Source organism: Nocardia sp. NPDC003726 (genome assembly GCF_053586955.1).
Genome location: NZ_JBSFNF010000016.1, coordinates 47,367 through 63,161, shown reverse-complemented (window position 1 = coordinate 63,161; position 15,795 = coordinate 47,367). Strand labels below are relative to the sequence as shown.

Below are 15,795 nucleotides of genomic sequence, written 5' to 3'. Positions count from 1 at the left end.
GTACAGCCGTACCGGAGTTCAACCCGTGCTGAGTTTCACGCGCGTCGCGTGCGGTACGTTCCTAGTGTCCGTCTTCACACCTCGCGGTGAGATCGCAGCGTACCGAAAGTTCCAATGTCCGCAACCGACCACAATCCGTCCGGAGCAAACCGACATATGCCCACCACCGTCACCTCGCCGCAGGTAGCCGTCAACGACATCGGCTCCGCCGAGGATTTCCTCGCCGCCATCGACGCCACGATCAAGTACTTCAACGACGGCGACATCGTCGAAGGAACCATCGTCAAGGTCGATCGCGACGAGGTCCTGCTCGACATCGGTTACAAGACCGAAGGCGTCATCCCCTCTCGTGAACTCTCCATCAAGCACGACGTCGACCCCAACGAGGTCGTTTCCGTGGGCGATGAGGTCGAGGCCCTTGTTCTCACCAAGGAGGACAAGGAAGGCCGCCTGATCCTGTCGAAGAAGCGGGCGCAGTACGAGCGTGCGTGGGGCACCATCGAGGAGCTCAAGGAGAAGGACGAGGCCGTCAAGGGCACCGTCATCGAGGTCGTCAAGGGCGGCCTGATCCTCGACATCGGCCTGCGCGGCTTCCTGCCCGCGTCGCTGGTCGAGATGCGGCGCGTCCGCGATCTCCAGCCGTACGTCGGCAAGGAGATCGAGGCCAAGATCATCGAGCTGGACAAGAACCGCAACAACGTCGTGCTCTCCCGCCGCGCCTGGCTGGAGCAGACCCAGTCCGAGGTGCGCAGCGAGTTCCTGCACCAGCTGCAGAAGGGCCAGGTCCGCAAGGGTGTGGTCTCCTCGATCGTCAACTTCGGCGCCTTCGTCGACCTCGGCGGCGTCGACGGTCTGGTGCACGTCTCCGAGCTGTCCTGGAAGCACATCGACCACCCGTCCGAGGTCGTCGAGGTCGGCAACGAGGTCACCGTCGAGGTGCTCGACGTCGATCTGGACCGCGAGCGCGTCTCGCTGTCGCTGAAGGCGACCCAGGAAGACCCGTGGCGTCAGTTCGCCCGCACCCACGCGATCGGCCAGATCGTGCCGGGCAAGGTCACCAAGCTCGTTCCGTTCGGCGCGTTCGTCCGCGTCGAGGAGGGCATCGAGGGCCTGGTGCACATCTCCGAGCTGGCCGAGCGCCACGTGGAGGTCCCGGACCAGGTCGTGACCGTCGGCGACGACGCGATGGTCAAGGTCATCGACATCGACCTGGAGCGTCGCCGGATCTCGCTGAGCCTCAAGCAGGCCAACGAGGACTACCACGCCGAGTTCGACCCGTCGAAGTACGGCATGGCCGACAGCTACGACGAGCAGGGCAACTACATCTTCCCCGAGGGCTTCGACCCCGACACCAACGAGTGGCTCGAGGGCTTCGACAAGCAGCGCGAGGAGTGGGAAGGCCGCTACGCCGAGGCGGAGCGTCGCCACAAGATGCACACCGCGCAGATGGAGAAGATGGCGGCCGACGCCGCGGCCGAGGCCGCGAACGGCGGCGGCGCGTCGAACTACTCATCGGAGAGCGGTTCGCAGTCCTCCGCCGGCCAGGCCGAGCCCGCCGGCGGTTCGCTGGCCAGCGACGCCCAGCTGGCGGCTCTGCGCGAGAAGCTGTCCGGCAACGCCTGATCGGCACCAGCTGAACGACTGTGCCCCAACCGATTCCCGGTTGGGGCACAGTCGTTTTCGGTGAGCCCCCTTCAGGCGTTCCCGTGCCGCGACGCTTTCGTCGTGCCGCGTTGTACGCGTGGCGCGGGAGCGGGCGGCCGGGTCGCTTCGTGTGGCGCCACCATCTGAGCCGTGGTGAGCGCGACGACCTGGATCTGCTCGAGCCGCAACCCGAGCGAGGCCAGCCGGGCGACGACGCCCAGCCGATGTTCCGCCATACCGGGGCGGATCACCAGCGGTTCCCTCTCCGGTCGAGGCAGGACGTAGGCGCGACGTTCGGCGTCGAACCGCACGGGGGCGCCGTCCCGGATCGCCCGATAGGCGTCCAGATCCAGTGTGCTGTCCCGGATCGGGTCGATCAGCAGCGACATGACGGATTGCTCCGCCTGCCGCAGGAACGGCTCTTGGTCCGACGGATCCAAATGCTCGATCCGCTGGGCCACGCGGGCGCGGTAGTCCTCCGCGGCGGGACGCAGCAGAGAACGGTGCCGCTCGACCTCGGCCGCAAAGGCCACGAGTTCTTCGTGATCCACGGCGAGACGGTCGGATGTCGAAGCGAGGGCGTCGGGCATGGTGACCCCTATCTCTCGGGTTGCGGGTTTACATTGCGTCGCAACCGGATCGACGTCCGACATCCTCTATTGTGCCGGAGGGGTACGACAGAAATCGCGCCGTGCCTGCTCCTTCGGCCGCGCACTGACCTTGTTCGGCGCGACCGGTTGTCTAGTAGCCCACGGTGAAGCGGTGCTGCACGAAACGGGGCAATTCGGCCTCATCGATGAGGGCGACCGCCGCGTCCTCGGCGGAGATGTCCCCGCCGCCGGCCGGGAGCTGATCGCCGCCGATCCGGAAGCGGCCGGTGCGCTCGCCGGGGTTGATCCGCCCCGAGAAGGGCTCAGGTAGGTCCAATCGCGGTTGGACGGCCGGTCGGTGTTCAACGCGTCGCGTAGGGCACGTACCACCCGCGGGTAGTCCGCGGGAACGTCGAGGACTCCGGTGAGGGTGCGGTTCCGCGCCGCGATGCGCGACTTGGTTCGTCCGCTCGGTTTCTAGCCCGGGGTTCGGCGCGTCCCCGAAGCGGCGTCGGAGCTCAGTCATCGCCGCTCTCGCGTGCCGGTGGTGTGCTCGCGGCAGAGCCCGGCTCGGCGGGGCCGTGTGCGATGTCGTGGAAGGCGTTGCGGAGCAAGGCGGTGATGCGCTGCGGCGGCGCGTCGCGCAGACCTTCGAGTTCGAGCAGATGGCGGCCGATCACCACGCCGATGGTGAGGGCGCCGAGCAGTCCGGCGCGCAGGTCCGCCTCGTCGTCGGGGAGTTGCCCGGCCGCTTCCCGTTGCCGCGCCGTCATGGCGGCGCGTACCTCGTCGGCGGCATCGGGGTGGGTGAGCATCGAGCGGATCGCCGCCAGCGTGTTGACCGGCCGGTCCGCCAGCTTGATGGCGAGCGCGTCGAGCAGGAGTTCGGTCACCTGCTCAGGCGTCCCGGTGATCGGGTGGTCGTCGGCGAAGACCGCCACGCGCGCGAACAGGTTCTCTTTCGAGCCGAAGTACCGCATCACCAAGCTGGGGTCGGTGTCCGCCTCCGTCGCGACGGCCCGGATGGTGGTTCGGTCGTAGCCGATCTCCGCGAACAACCGGCCCGCTGCCGCCAGGATCCGGTTCTCGGTATTACGGCGTTGCTGGGCTCGGCTGGTCGGGGCATCCATAAGTGGCTCGCCGAAGCCGCTCCGTGCCGCTCAGCTCGCCGGAATCCCTGGCGCAGTGCGGATTCGGCGGAACTCCCTGACTCGAGCAGCGCGGTGCTCCGGCTGATGGCGACGGTGCCGAGCACGCCGAGCCCGAACGCGCCGCCGAGCTGTTGGGTCGTCGTCACCAGTCCGGTGGCCATCAGGCCGTTCTGCGTGAGGCCGGTGGTCGGCGACGAGACCGCGAATACCGCCGGTATGGTCGACCGCTTGGAGGCGTTGGGCTTGGTGCGCGGGGAAGTTCACCTCACCGATGGCCGCGCGCGTCTGCTGACCCTGACCGCTCGTGGGAAGAGCTTCGGGAAGCCCTGGATCGAGAGGTCTTCGGCAGCGTTCCCGCGCTGGCCGTGCTGGACGAGCCGGAGCGCAGGCAACTGTACGGGCTGCTGCGACGAGTGGCATCGGCCTGAGCGGCGACCGAGGCCTGCGAGGCAGGCTCGATCGGACGGTTAGCCGGAAGTGCGCCATGGCCGAGAATCCAAAGGCGTCGGCCGACGATGAATCGCGATGTTCCTTCGGCCGCAATGGTGGGAATCGGTTCTGGAAGCTGCATGGCTCTTTTGGCGGGAGTCGTGCGGGAATGCGGCGGTATCGCAAGCGGTATCGCTGCTGTGTTTCTCTTGTTTCGTTGGCGGTCAGGAAATGGAAACCCGGCGCGGATTGTCTGCCGTGGACGAGGCGGGAGTCGCCGGCGATCAGACGGAGTGCTCTGGTGAATATTCCCGGAGTCGCCGGGTGATGCGGACCGCTTCGAGTTCGCGTTCTCGGAAGTGGCGCTGTTTCGCGTACGGCCGACGCCGAGTTCCGGCGAAACCGATCCCACTGGCGCGCTGCGAACGATCTTGCAACTGTACTTACATTCGGCTCGGCGGATTGCCGTGCCGAGCACCGCGTCCCCCGGTGGGTACGCAAAACAGTGGCCCAGCCTTGGCTAGAGGCTGGGCCACGTCGAGCTCGGGTTCAGCTTGCGGTAGCAGGTACCCACCGGACCGCGGGTGCGGCCGGACGGTTCCGCATGGCAGCGAAACTGTGCCGCGCTGGACTGATGAACGCGGTGAACCAAGAGCGACGGTGCTCCGCGAGCGCCGCCGCGACAGCAGGGATCTGAATGCAGTGCACTCGCCCCGCCATGCCCAGGCGGTGGCGACCCGTCTGGTTGATTCTGGTGCCCAATGGTGTTCCTTTGCTTCGCTGGTGTCGGCCTGGATCGCCACGGCGAAGATTAGCGGAACGAAACTGCTCGGCAGAGTATTTTGCCCGAGTAATTGCCTCGGCGTGTCGGAAAGTTGCCGCCGACGAACCGTAAACATCCGAAATTGTTGCGAATCGGTCTCGGCGCTGTCACGGAACGGGCAAATGGCTTCCCGGGCGGTGGAATACGCGAGCGCATCGGGTAATCGGCCGGATTGCCCGGCGCCGGCCGCGGCGGCCGGTCGGGTCGGCCTGCGACGCGCTCGGGGCGGCGCGGGCCCGCGGGCGGCGCGGATGCGAGACTGGGCGAATGTTACGAATCGGCCTCACCGGAGGCATGGGAGCGGGGAAGTCGACGGTGGCTCGGGCCCTGGCCGACCTGGGCGCGGTGGTCATCGATTCCGACCTCATCGCCAGGGAGGTGGTCGAGCCGGGCACCGAAGGGCTGGCCGCGCTGGTGGAGGCGTTCGGCGCCGACATCCTCGCCGCGGACGGCAGCCTCGACCGGCCCGCCCTCGCGGCCAAGGCCTTCGGCGACGACGCGGCGCGCGCGAAGCTCAATTCGATCACCCACCCGCTCGTCGGAAAACGCACCGCGGAATTGATCGCCGCGGCGCCCGCGGACGCGATTGTGGTGCAGGATATTCCGCTTCTGGTGGAAAACGGCCTGGCGCCGTTGATGAATCTCGTGCTGATCGTCGATGTGGACGCCGAAACGCGCATTCGCCGTTTGGTGGAATTTCGCGGCGTCGCGGAAGCGGATGCGCGGGCGCGTATCTCGGCGCAGGCGACCGACGACCAGCGCCGAGCCGTCGCCGATGTGTTGCTGGACAACAGTGGAGCGCCGGGTGCGGTGGAAGCGGAGGTGCGCAGGCTGTGGACAGAGCGTCTGGTGCCGTTCGAGCGCAACCTGCGTGCGGGCACCCCCGCCCGCCGCGGTGACATCCGGCTGGTGCCCGCGGATCCCGAGTGGTCCGCGCAGGCGCAGCGGCTGATCGCCCGGCTGTGGGTGGCCTGCGGCGCCGCCGCCGCGCGGATCGACCACGTCGGTTCCACCTCCGTGCCGGGGCTGCCCGCCAAGGATGTGATCGATCTGCAGATCACGGTCGCCGACCTCGCCGCCGCCGACGGCTTGCGCGATGCCATCGCCGCCGCCGGGTTCCCGGCGCGGCCGGAGGCCACCCAGGACAACCCCAAGCCGACGCCGCAGGACCCGGCCGGCGTGAACACCGCGCTGTGGAGCAAGCGCTTCCACCAGAGCGCCGACCCCGGGCGGTTGGCCAACGTGCACGTGCGCGTCGATGGCTCCCCCGGCCAGCAGTACGCGCTGCTGCTGCGCGACTGGCTGCGCGCCGACGCCGGAGCCCGCGCGGAGTACCTCGCCGTCAAGCGCGAGGGTGAGGCCAAGGCGGCGGGGCTGACGGGCGCGGAGGCGACCGTGGCCTATCTCGGCGTCAAGGAACCCTGGTTCGATGCCGCGTATCCACGGGCGCTCGCCTGGCGGGAATCCTCGGCCGGCTAGCCGGCCGTCCTCCGCGCCGACCCGGCCCGGTGCGCGCCGATGCGGACTACAGCCACGTCAAGGCGATGTCCATCGTCTCGAGCCAGCCCTCGAAGGTGTGGCCGTTGGCGGCGATGCCGTCGATGGCGGCCGTCGCGTGCTGCACGGCCGCCTCGGCGTCGGCGAGACCGATCAGGCCCGCGGCATGCGCGGCGATCAGCTCGTCGACGTCGAGCAGCTGGGTCTCGCGTGCGGAGCGCACCACGATGTCGAGGTAGTGATCGACGGACTTCCACTTCTTCGGTGCGACCGGTGTGAAATCACCGATGTCGAGGTAGTAGTCCTGGTCGCGCCGATGCGCGGGCAGGTAGTGGAAGATGGTCGCGCGCAGGTGCAGCTTCGGCAGCAACCAGGACTCGATGTAGTGGAACTGCGGGTGATCCGAGGTGCGCGCCATGTACAGACCCCACGGCTCGACGTGGTACTTCTCGACCGGGCGCACGAAACCCTTCGGATCGGTGTTCGTCAGATCCGCGAGGTTGAAGTACTCGACTTTGGGCCGGTGCACGTCGACGATGGGTGCCTGCGTCATGCATCAAGAATCTACCGCCGTCGCCGACGCGTCGAGCCGGAGGCAGTAATCCGCGGGCTACATCCAGGTGAGGATGATGCCGTTGGCGGCGAGCCAGCTCTCCACGCGGTGATCGTGGGCGGCCAGCCCGTCCAGCACGGCCGTGGCCCGTTCGAACGCGCGGTGCGCCTGCGCCGTGTCGACCAGTCCCGCGGCATGTGCCGCGAGCAGCTCGTCGACGCCGAGGAGTTCGGCGGTGCCGCCGCGGCGCACGGCGATGGACAGATACTGGTCCACCGCCTTCCAGCGCTTCTGGCCGACCCGGGTGAACTCGCCGACGTCGAGCCGGTAGACCGGTTCCCTGTGGTGTGCCGGGTTGGTCCTCGCCAGCGTCGCGCGCAACGAGAGTCCGGGCAGCAACCAGGATTCGAGGTAGTGCGAATCCGGTCCGCCGACCCGGCGTGCCATGTAGAGGCCCCACGGCTCGACGTGGAAGCGTTCGACCGGGCGGACGAAGCCCTTGGCGTCGGTGTTGCTGAGTTCGGCCAGATTGAAGAACTCCACTCTCGGCCGGTGCGGCGCCGGTCTACCGAGCGCGGCGATCGGCCCGGGTGGGGCGGCCGTGGCGGCGCCCGCGACGGAGGGAACCGCCGCGCGGATGTCCCTGGCGACGTACCCGGCGAGGCCGGTCACGGCAGGCACGGCGACGAGTAATGGAATCAGACCGCTCATGGCTCTTGTCCTTCACGTCCGAACAACCAGATCAGGGTACACCTGGGTCCGGGCGCTCGCGCGGTTCGCGATAAGCTGTTCGCCGACACGAAACCTGTTGCCGCAACGGACATTTCGGACATGTAACCGTTCGCGCCGAGCGGGCGTGACGCGACTGTGAGGACCCGGTTGCGCGTGGGCGGGCCGCCGAACTCCCTGCCGCCGAGAGCGATCGGAGCCGGCTCGGGCCGTTTGGGTCGAAAGTGATTGCGAAGGCTCGCATTCGGTGTACCCACCGAGCGGCGTCGCCTATCCCATGCCTTCTCGAAGACGTACTGGTTGCTCGTCATCTCCGGGCGGTTTCGCGTCGGCGTGAACTGCTGGCGCTCGATGACCGATCGGTAGCGGACCGTCCGTGCTGTGATCGGTTTCACATAGCTGATGTGGGTGGCATCGGCCTGCTCGTACGGGCCCGTCGTCCCCGCCGAACCTGTCGGTGGGTGGGCCTACGCTGGTGAGCATGGCATTCGCAACCGAGATTCCGGCGGAGGGCTTCGAGGACCGGGCCGCCGAGCAGCCGCTCGCGCACTCGGAGTTCCGCCCGGTCGGCGAGATCGAGCGCGTCGGCGGTCGGTTCGAGGTGGTCAGCGAGCACAAGCCCGCGGGCGACCAGCCCGCCGCGATCGCCGAGCTGGAGCGCAGGATCAAAGCGGGGGAGCGCGACGTGGTGCTGCTCGGCGCCACCGGTACGGGCAAGTCGGCCACCACGGCCTGGCTGATCGAGCGGTTGCAGCGGCCGACGCTGGTGATGGCGCCGAACAAGACGCTCGCCGCCCAGCTGGCCAACGAACTGCGCGAGATGCTGCCGAACAACGCCGTCGAGTACTTCGTCTCCTACTACGACTACTACCAACCCGAGGCGTACATCGCGCAGACCGACACCTATATCGAGAAGGACAGCTCGATCAACGACGACGTCGAGCGGTTGCGCCATTCGGCGACCTCGAGCCTGCTGTCCCGGCGCGACGTGGTGGTGGTCGCGTCGGTGTCGTGCATCTACGGCCTCGGCACGCCGCAGTCGTACCTCGATCGGTCGGTGCAGCTGCAGGTCGGCACCGAGATAGATCGGGACGCGCTGCTGCGGCTGCTGGTCGACGTGCAATACACCCGCAACGACATGGCGTTCACCCGCGGTTCGTTCCGGGTGCGCGGCGACACCGTGGAGATCATCCCGTCCTACGAGGAACTCGCCGTCCGCATCGAGTTCTTCGGCGACGAGATCGAGGCGCTGTACTACCTGCACCCGCTCACCGGCGACGTGGTCCGCCAAGTGGACATGCTGCGCATCTTCCCCGCCACTCACTACGTGGCGGGTCCGGAGCGGCTGGAGCGCGCGGTGCGCGACATCGAGGCCGAGCTGGAGGAGCGGCTCGCCGAGCTGGAGCGCCAGGGCAAGTTGCTCGAGGCGCAACGGCTGCGCATGCGCACCCAGTACGACCTGGAGATGATCCGTCAGGTCGGGTTCTGCTCCGGCATCGAGAACTACTCGCGCCACATCGACGGCCGCCCGCCCGGTTCGGCGCCCGCGACGCTGCTGGACTACTTCCCGGAGGACTTCCTGCTCGTCATCGACGAGTCGCACAACACCGTGCCGCAGATCGGCGGCATGTACGAGGGCGACATGTCGCGCAAGCGCAACCTGGTGGAATACGGCTTCCGGTTGCCGTCCGCGGTGGACAACCGGCCGCTGACCTGGGAGGAATTCGCCGACCGGATCGGGCAGACGGTGTACCTGTCGGCCACCCCGGGTCCGTACGAACTCGGGCAGACCGGCGGCGAGGTGGTCGAGCAGGTCATCCGGCCGACCGGCTTGGTCGACCCGAAGGTCGTGGTGAAGCCGACGAAGGGGCAGATCGACGATCTGATCCACGAGATCAGGCAGCGCACCGAGCGCGACGAGCGGGTGCTGGTCACCACGCTGACGAAGAAGATGGCCGAGGACCTCACCGACTACCTGCTCGGGCTCGGCGTCCGGGTGCGCTACCTGCACTCAGAGATCGACACATTGCGCCGCGTCGAGCTGCTGCGGCAGCTGCGGCTCGGCGAATACGACGTTCTGGTGGGCATCAACCTGCTGCGTGAGGGTCTCGACCTGCCCGAAGTCTCGCTGGTGGCGATCCTGGACGCGGACAAGGAAGGCTTCCTCCGCAGCACCACCGCGCTGATCCAGACGATCGGCCGCGCGGCGCGCAACGTCTCCGGCGAAGTGCACATGTACGCGGACAAGATCACCGACTCGATGCAGTTCGCCATCGACGAGACCGAGCGCCGCCGCGCGAAGCAGATCGCCTACAACGAGGAAATGGGCATCGATCCCAAGCCGCTGCGCAAGAAGATCGCCGACATCCTCGATCAGGTGTACCGCGAGGCCGACGAGACCGAGGTGGAGGTCGGCGGCTCCGGTCGCAACGCCAGCCGCGGCAGGCGCGCGCAAGGCGAGCCGGGACGGGCGGTGAGCGCGGGTGTGTACGAGGGCCGCGACGTCAAGTCGATGCCGCGCGCCGAACTCGCCGATCTGGTCAAAGAACTCACCGCGCAGATGATGAACGCGGCGCGGGAATTGCAGTTCGAGCTCGCCGGTCGGTTGCGCGACGAGATCGCGGATCTGAAGAAGGAACTGCGCGGCATGGACGCCGCCGGGTTGAGTTGACCCGGCGCGCGGCGCCACCGCCTCCGCGGGCCGTTGCTCGAACGGCCGCGGAGGCAGCCGGGCCGTCAGGCTTGGGTGGCCAGCCATTCGTTCACCCGGCGCTCGGCCTCTTCGCGCGAGACGTCCTCCACCTTGGTGAGCACCGCCCAGCGGTGACCGAAGGGATCGATGACCACGCCGAACCGGTCGCCGGTCACGAAAGTCTGCGGCTGTTCGACCTTGCGGGCGCCGTGCTCGACCGCGCGCCGCACCACCGCGTCGACGTCGGGGCAGTAGTGCACGATCGAGGTGTGCACCCACTCGCCGTTCGGCGCCAGCACGCCGTTGTCCGGGATGGGCATCCCCAACTGCAGGGTGGAGTCGCCGATCTTCAGTTCGGCGTGCGCGGGCTGGCCGTCGGGCAGGTCGTTGCGAGTGATCACCTCGGCCTCGAAAACGGCGGTGTAGAAATCGATGGCTTTGTTGCCGTCGCCGACCGCGAGGAAACAGGTGATCGAGTGGTAGCCGTCGGCGATGGGATTCACTGTGTTCGTCATGGCCACCACTTTCGCCGGTTCATGCCGCTGGGTCTTGTAAGAAAGCGACACCGTGCCCAGTAGCGCCGAACCATCCGCCGAGCCGCCGCAGGCCCGCAATCCGCCCGCGCCCGCGGACACGAAGGGCATCCTGCACCCGGACGAGCAGGCGCGGCATCGCTGGCTAGTCCGCTTACCGCCGGGCCCCGCGGTCGACCGCTACGTCGAGTGGTACTGGGCGGTGGGCTGGGATCTGCGCGGCAGGCCGCCGTACCGGGCGGAGGTCCTGTCCTATCCGAGTGTGAACGTCACCTTCGAGCGATCCGAGACGCGCACCGGCGGCTTCGTCAACGGCGTGACCACCACGAAATTCATCCGCGAACTCAGCGGCCTCGGCGAGACGTTCGGCATCCGCTTCCGCGCGGGCGGGTTCGGCGCGTTCACCGGCCTGGATGTCGGCTCGTTCCGCGATCGCGCCGTACCCGTCGCCGAGGTGCTGCCCGGCGCGGAAAGCTTGACCGAACGGGTGCTGGACGCGCCGACCGTCGAGGAGCGGCGCCGCGTCGTCGAGGAGTACCTCGCGGATCGTCCCGCGGTCGAGGACCCGACCTATCGGCTGGTGCTGCGCGTCATCGACGCGATGGCCGCCGACCAGGAACTCACCAGGGTCGACCAGATCGCCGAGCGGTTCGACGTGCCCGCCCGCACGCTGCAGCGCATGTTCCGCCGCTACGTCGGAGCCGGGCCGAAATGGGTGCTGCGGCGTTATCGGTTGCAGGACGGCGCCGATCTGCTCGCGAAAGGCCGCACCGAGGATCTCGCCGCGCTGGCCGCGGAACTGGGCTATTTCGACCAAGCCCACTTCTCCCGTGAGTTCACCGCGGAAGTGGGTATGGCACCCCTGGAATACGCCAAGAATTCGCTACGTCTCCGGAACGAGGTCACCGCCAAGGTCATCCCGACGCGGGCGTAGTTGCCGGACAGCCGACAAGGAGCTGGACATGGACGTCGTGGTGTTGATCGGACGGGTGTTGTTCGCGCTGCTGTTCCTGACTTCCGCGCTGGGGCATTTCACCCAGACCGCGGCGATGGCGGGGTATGCGCAGAGCAAAGGCGTCCCGATGGCGAAGGCCGCCGTGTTCGGATCGGGTGTGCTGTTTCTTTTGGGCGGCCTGAGCGTGCTGCTGGGCATCTGGGCCGACCTCGGTTCGCTGCTGCTGGTCGTCGCGCTGTTGCCGACCGCGCTCGTGATGCACCGGTTCTGGCAGGAGTCCGACCCGCAGACCAGGCAGGGCGAGATGATCCATTTCAACAAGGACGTCGCCCTTGCGGGCGCCTCGCTGATGCTGTTCGCGTTCTTCGCGCACGTCGACGAACTCGGATTGACCATCACCGGGCCGCTTTTCGACCTCTAGTCCGCACCTCGCGAGCTGATATTGCGCGGCCCTTTTCACCGCGGGAAGAAGAAGCCGGCGACATCGTCGGAGGGATTCTCGGCATATTCTGGGCAAACGATCGGCAGTGGCCTCGGCCGGACGGTGGGCCGGGCCCGATCGTGGCGTTCCCGCCGTGCGATTCCCGCCCCGGGCAGGGCGATCCGCGTGTGACGGACCTGGCGCTGTGATGAATATCCCAGGGCGGCAAAGCGGTTGAATGCCGTTGTGGCACATCACAGGTTTAGTTCTCCGGAATTGCGTATGCCCTGGTTGGTCCGGCCCTTTCCGGCATTCCTCGGCGAATCCGCCGCGGGAATGGTCGCAGGCCCCGAGTGTGATGTCTTGCGATTTCTGAAATTTCCACACCGATTGCCGCTATGGTCGAGCGCAGTCGCCGCGCCGACGCCCGGCCGAACCCGGACCGACCCGCCCGCGGCACCCGACCTACCGCATAGTTGGAGGAGAGCATGACCGCCTACCGGACCATTGTCGTCGGTACCGATGGCTCGGACTCGTCGTATGTCGCCGTCGAGAAGGCAGGGGCCCTTGCCGGTGTGTCCGGCGCGACCCTGGTCGTGGCCTGCGCGTACTACCCGACCGACGACCGCGACGTCGCCGCCGCGGCCGACGTACTCAAGGAGGAGGCCTACCAGGTACGCGGTTCCGCGCCGACCAACGAGATCCTGCGCATCGCCAGGGACAAGGCGATCGCGGCAGGCGCGGCCGACATCGTCGAGCGCGCCATCGTGGGCGAGCCGGTGGAATCGCTGCTGTCGCTGGTCAAGGAGGTCGACGCCGACCTGCTGGTCGTCGGTAACCGGGGCCTGAACACCCTGGCCGGACGTCTGCTCGGCTCGGTGCCCTCCGATGTGGCGCGCAAGTCGCGCTCCGACGTGCTGATCGTGCACACCGTGCGCTGACCCCGCCTCGGCCGAAAGGCTCCGTGCCGCATCGCGAATCGCGCTGTCGCACGGAGCCTTCGTCGTTCGATGCCTCCGCTTCTCAGCGCAGCCGGGAGAGCACGCCCGGCAGATCCGCGCTGTGCACGACGCCGAGCCGCTGGGTGGCGCGGGTCAGCGCGACGTACAGATCGTTGAGTCCGCGTGGCGATTCGTCGAGGATGCCCTGCGGTTCCACCAGGTACACCGCGTCGAACTCCAAGCCCTTCACCTCGTGCACGGTCAGCACCCGCACCGATTCCCCGGCGAGGTCGGCCAGCTGGGCCACCAGCGCCTGCGGCGCGATCACCGCTGTGGTGCCCGGTCCGGTCTCGGCGGCGACCAGCCGGGCGACCTCCGCGTGCACGGCGCCGGGCTCGACCCGGTGCGCGCGCGGCGCGACGCCGGTCTCGCGGACCGAGCGCGGCGCGGTCGCCGCCGGATCGATGGCGGCGAGGACGTCGGCGGCGATGTCCATGATCTCCGCGGGGGTGCGGTAGTTGACGGTGAGCTCGGTCAGCTTCCACCGGGCGGCGACATAGGGCTCCAGCATCCGCTGCCACGACGACGTGCCCGCCGGGTCGCCGGTCTGCGCCACGTCGCCGACCACGGTGACCCATCGGTTCGGGATGCGCCGCATCACCATCCGCCAGGCCATCTCCGACAGTTCCTGCGCCTCGTCCACGATCACGTGGCCGTAGGTCCAGGTGCGATCGCCCGCGGCGCGCTCCGCGGTGGTCTGGCGGGCGCGGAAGTCCTGGCGTTCGGCCAGCTGGCTGGCGTCGATCAGGTCGTAGGCCATCAGGATCTCGGGATCGAGGTCGTCCTCCAGATCCTGGGGCGCGGAGCCGGTGAGGATGTCGAGGGCGTCCTGCGCCTCGGCGATCTGGGCGCGCCAGCGGCGCCGGGCGCGTTCGCGTTCCTCGGTGTCGTCAACGCCGAGCAGTTCGGCCAGCTCGTCCAGCAGTGGCGCGTCCGCCGGACTGAACCGGCCGTCGTCCGGCCGGAGCAGTTCGGCGCGGTCGGCCGGGTCGAGCGAACTCGCGGCCCGGTCCAGCCGTTTCGGGTCGGCGAGCAGGTCGGCCAAGACCTCCTGCGGGGACAGGATCGGCCACAGTTTCGCGATCGCGGCCTGGATCTGCGGGTCGGCGCGCATCTCGTCGCGGATCTCGGTCAAATCGGCCGAACTGAGCAGACTCGGCCCGCCGGAGAGGTCGGCGCCCATGGTCGCGGCGAGCTGATCGGTCAGCGCATCGATCACCGAGGCGGCGAAGATCGGGCGGGCCAGATTGTGCGGGCGGCGCGAGGAGCGCGCGCGGCCGCGGGCCTTGGTGGCGATCTTGCGATCCAACGTCACCGGATACCCGTCGAAGCTCAACCGGATCGGTTCGGCGGGCACCTCCTGACGGTCGCGCACTGCCTGCTTGAGCACCTCGAGGATGGTCAGCGCCCCCTTGATCTCACCCGCGCGCAGCGAGTCCTCGCGGGAGGCCCGCACACCGGGATAGAGATCGCCGATGGTGGACAGCAGCACGCCGGTCTCGCCGAGTGACGGCAGCACCTGCCCGATGTAGTCGAGGAAGGTGGCGTTCGGACCGATGATCAGCACGCCGCTCTTGGCCAGCTGCTGCCGGTAGGTGTAGAGCAGATACGCCGCGCGGTGCAGCGCCACGGCGGTCTTGCCGGTGCCTGGCCCGCCCTGCACCACGAGCACGCTCTTGTGCTCGGAGCGGATGATCGCGTCCTGCTCGTGCTGGATGGTCTCGACGATGTCGTTCATGTGGCCGGTGCGCGCGGCGTTGAGCGCGGACAGCAGCGCGCTCTCGCTGCCGACACCGCCGTCGGCGTCGGTGACGCCCGCCCGGCGCGCGGCGTCGAGATCGAGATACTCGTCGTTGATCGCGGTGACCTTGCGGTTGCGCGAGCGGATGTGCCTGCGCCGGGTCACCCCGTCCGGCGCGGCGGTGGTGGCCAGGTAGAACGGCCGCGCCAGCGGGGCCCGCCAGTCCAGCAGCAGGCTCTCGTAGTCGTCCTTCTCGTCGAGGATGCCGAGCCTGCCGATGTAGCGGTACTCGTCCTGCTCCCCGTCGAGGTCGATGCGTCCGAAACACAGTCCGTGCTCCGCGGCGTCGTACTTCGCCAGGTCCTCGGAGTAGAGCTGGGTGAACGACTCGCGTTCGCTGCGGGCCTGCGGGGTGCCGCCGGTTTCCAGCAGCACGGTGCGCAGCCGGTTGCGCGCGTAGTCGCGCATCTCGTCGAGCCGCTCGTACAGTACCGACAGGTAGGCCTGCTCCTGCTCGGTTTCGCGGGTCCGCTCGGGGGCGCCGCCGCCTGCGGCACGGTCCTGAGTGAGGTCGGGCAAACTGAACTCCTTGTCACCGCGAACAGGCGCGAGCACGCCGCCGGGACCGGGCGGGTGCACGCATGGAAAGCAGAGTTGTCGAGTCTACTGGGGTTGCGACGGGCTCGCCGTAACCGCAGGTGAGGCCCCCGGCTCCGGGGTGGGGACTCGGTCGGCGGGCGGGGTGAGCTGCACCGGTGCGAAGTGCTCGACCACCGGGAACGGGTCGTAGAAGTGGTGCAGCAGGTCCTTCCAGCGCTGATATTCCGGCGAGCCGCGGAATCCGACGACGTGATCGTCGAGCTTCTCCCATTCCACGCGCAGCAGATAGCGGCCAGGCGACTCGACACCGCGCGCCAGCGACAGCGATCGGAAGCCGGGCATGCCCGCGATGAGCGGCCGCGCCGCGGCGAAGGCGGCTTCGAAATCGGCGGCGAGTTCGGGGCGAACCGGCAGCAGTACGTGCTCGATGATCACG

Annotated in this window: 13 protein-coding genes and 1 pseudogene; 6 read left to right on the top strand and 8 right to left on the bottom strand. The window is 68.4% G+C overall.

Annotation, left to right across the window (positions count from 1 at the left end; translation table 11 throughout):
- The first annotated feature begins 156 nt into the window (after positions 1–156).
- The gene (gene rpsA, locus ACWDMM_RS21165) at positions 157–1,623 is read left to right on the top strand and encodes a 30S ribosomal protein S1 (RefSeq protein ID WP_195082765.1); all 1,467 of its coding nucleotides are present in this window, start codon (positions 157–159) and stop codon (positions 1,621–1,623) included.
- 71 nt (positions 1,624–1,694) lie between these two features.
- Here the strand turns inward: rpsA and ACWDMM_RS21160 are convergent, their stop codons facing one another.
- The 3 genes from ACWDMM_RS21160 to ACWDMM_RS21150 form a co-directional block, all read right to left on the bottom strand.
- On the bottom strand, positions 1,695–2,195 hold the full coding sequence (locus ACWDMM_RS21160; RefSeq protein ID WP_195082766.1) for a hypothetical protein: 501 nt from the start codon (positions 2,193–2,195) through the stop codon (positions 1,695–1,697).
- Between the two features lie 190 nt (positions 2,196–2,385).
- Positions 2,386–2,571, bottom strand: a complete 186-nt coding sequence (locus ACWDMM_RS21155; RefSeq protein ID WP_323124488.1) for an NAD(P)-dependent oxidoreductase — start codon at positions 2,569–2,571, stop codon at positions 2,386–2,388.
- A gap of 181 nt (positions 2,572–2,752) precedes the next feature.
- On the bottom strand, positions 2,753–3,364 hold the full coding sequence (locus tag ACWDMM_RS21150; RefSeq protein ID WP_195082767.1) for a TetR/AcrR family transcriptional regulator: 612 nt from the start codon (positions 3,362–3,364) through the stop codon (positions 2,753–2,755).
- Between the two features lie 1,540 nt (positions 3,365–4,904).
- On the opposite strand from ACWDMM_RS21150, the gene coaE reads away from it, so the two are divergent.
- Positions 4,905–6,116, top strand: a complete 1,212-nt coding sequence (gene coaE, locus ACWDMM_RS21145) for a dephospho-CoA kinase (RefSeq protein WP_195082768.1) — start codon at positions 4,905–4,907, stop codon at positions 6,114–6,116.
- A 46-nt stretch (positions 6,117–6,162) separates the two neighbouring features.
- On the opposite strand, the gene ACWDMM_RS21140 is transcribed toward coaE, so the two are convergent.
- Both ACWDMM_RS21140 and ACWDMM_RS21135 read right to left on the bottom strand, forming a co-directional pair.
- The gene (locus tag ACWDMM_RS21140; RefSeq protein ID WP_355157238.1) at positions 6,163–6,687 is read right to left on the bottom strand and encodes a DUF402 domain-containing protein; all 525 of its coding nucleotides are present in this window, start codon (positions 6,685–6,687) and stop codon (positions 6,163–6,165) included.
- Positions 6,688–6,744: 57 nt separating this feature from the next.
- Positions 6,745–7,398: a DUF402 domain-containing protein gene (locus ACWDMM_RS21135; protein ID WP_323124487.1), complete on the bottom strand. Its 654-nt coding sequence runs from the start codon at positions 7,396–7,398 to the stop codon at positions 6,745–6,747.
- Positions 7,399–7,897: 499 nt separating this feature from the next.
- Here ACWDMM_RS21135 and uvrB point away from each other — a divergent pair, with 499 nt between their 5' ends.
- A complete protein-coding gene (uvrB, locus tag ACWDMM_RS21130; protein ID WP_323124486.1) occupies positions 7,898–10,087 on the top strand; it encodes an excinuclease ABC subunit UvrB in 2,190 nt (729 codons plus the stop codon).
- A gap of 65 nt (positions 10,088–10,152) precedes the next feature.
- Here uvrB and ACWDMM_RS21125 read toward each other — a convergent pair whose 3' ends face one another.
- Positions 10,153–10,623, bottom strand: coding sequence for a VOC family protein (locus tag ACWDMM_RS21125; protein WP_195082769.1), 471 nt, complete (start codon positions 10,621–10,623; stop codon positions 10,153–10,155).
- Positions 10,624–10,675: 52 nt separating this feature from the next.
- Between ACWDMM_RS21125 and ACWDMM_RS21120 the strand changes: the two genes are divergently transcribed.
- The 3 genes from ACWDMM_RS21120 to ACWDMM_RS21110 all read left to right on the top strand — a co-directional run bounded on the left by ACWDMM_RS21120 (position 10,676) and on the right by ACWDMM_RS21110 (position 12,958).
- On the top strand, positions 10,676–11,575 hold the full coding sequence (locus ACWDMM_RS21120; protein ID WP_195082770.1) for a DUF6597 domain-containing transcriptional factor: 900 nt from the start codon (positions 10,676–10,678) through the stop codon (positions 11,573–11,575).
- Between the two features lie 28 nt (positions 11,576–11,603).
- On the top strand, positions 11,604–12,017 hold the full coding sequence (locus tag ACWDMM_RS21115; protein ID WP_195082771.1) for a DoxX family protein: 414 nt from the start codon (positions 11,604–11,606) through the stop codon (positions 12,015–12,017).
- 488 nt (positions 12,018–12,505) lie between these two features.
- A complete protein-coding gene (locus ACWDMM_RS21110; protein ID WP_067808321.1) occupies positions 12,506–12,958 on the top strand; it encodes a universal stress protein in 453 nt (150 codons plus the stop codon).
- 82 nt (positions 12,959–13,040) lie between these two features.
- Here the strand turns inward: ACWDMM_RS21110 and ACWDMM_RS21105 are convergent, their stop codons facing one another.
- Together ACWDMM_RS21105 and ACWDMM_RS21100 are read right to left on the bottom strand one after the other, a co-directional pair.
- A complete protein-coding gene (locus tag ACWDMM_RS21105; protein ID WP_195082772.1) occupies positions 13,041–15,338 on the bottom strand; it encodes a HelD family protein in 2,298 nt (765 codons plus the stop codon).
- Positions 15,339–15,509: 171 nt separating this feature from the next.
- Positions 15,510–15,794 (bottom strand): annotated as a pseudogene (locus tag ACWDMM_RS21100) (antibiotic biosynthesis monooxygenase family protein); the annotation flags it as partial.
- Position 15,795: the final 1 nt, after the last annotated feature.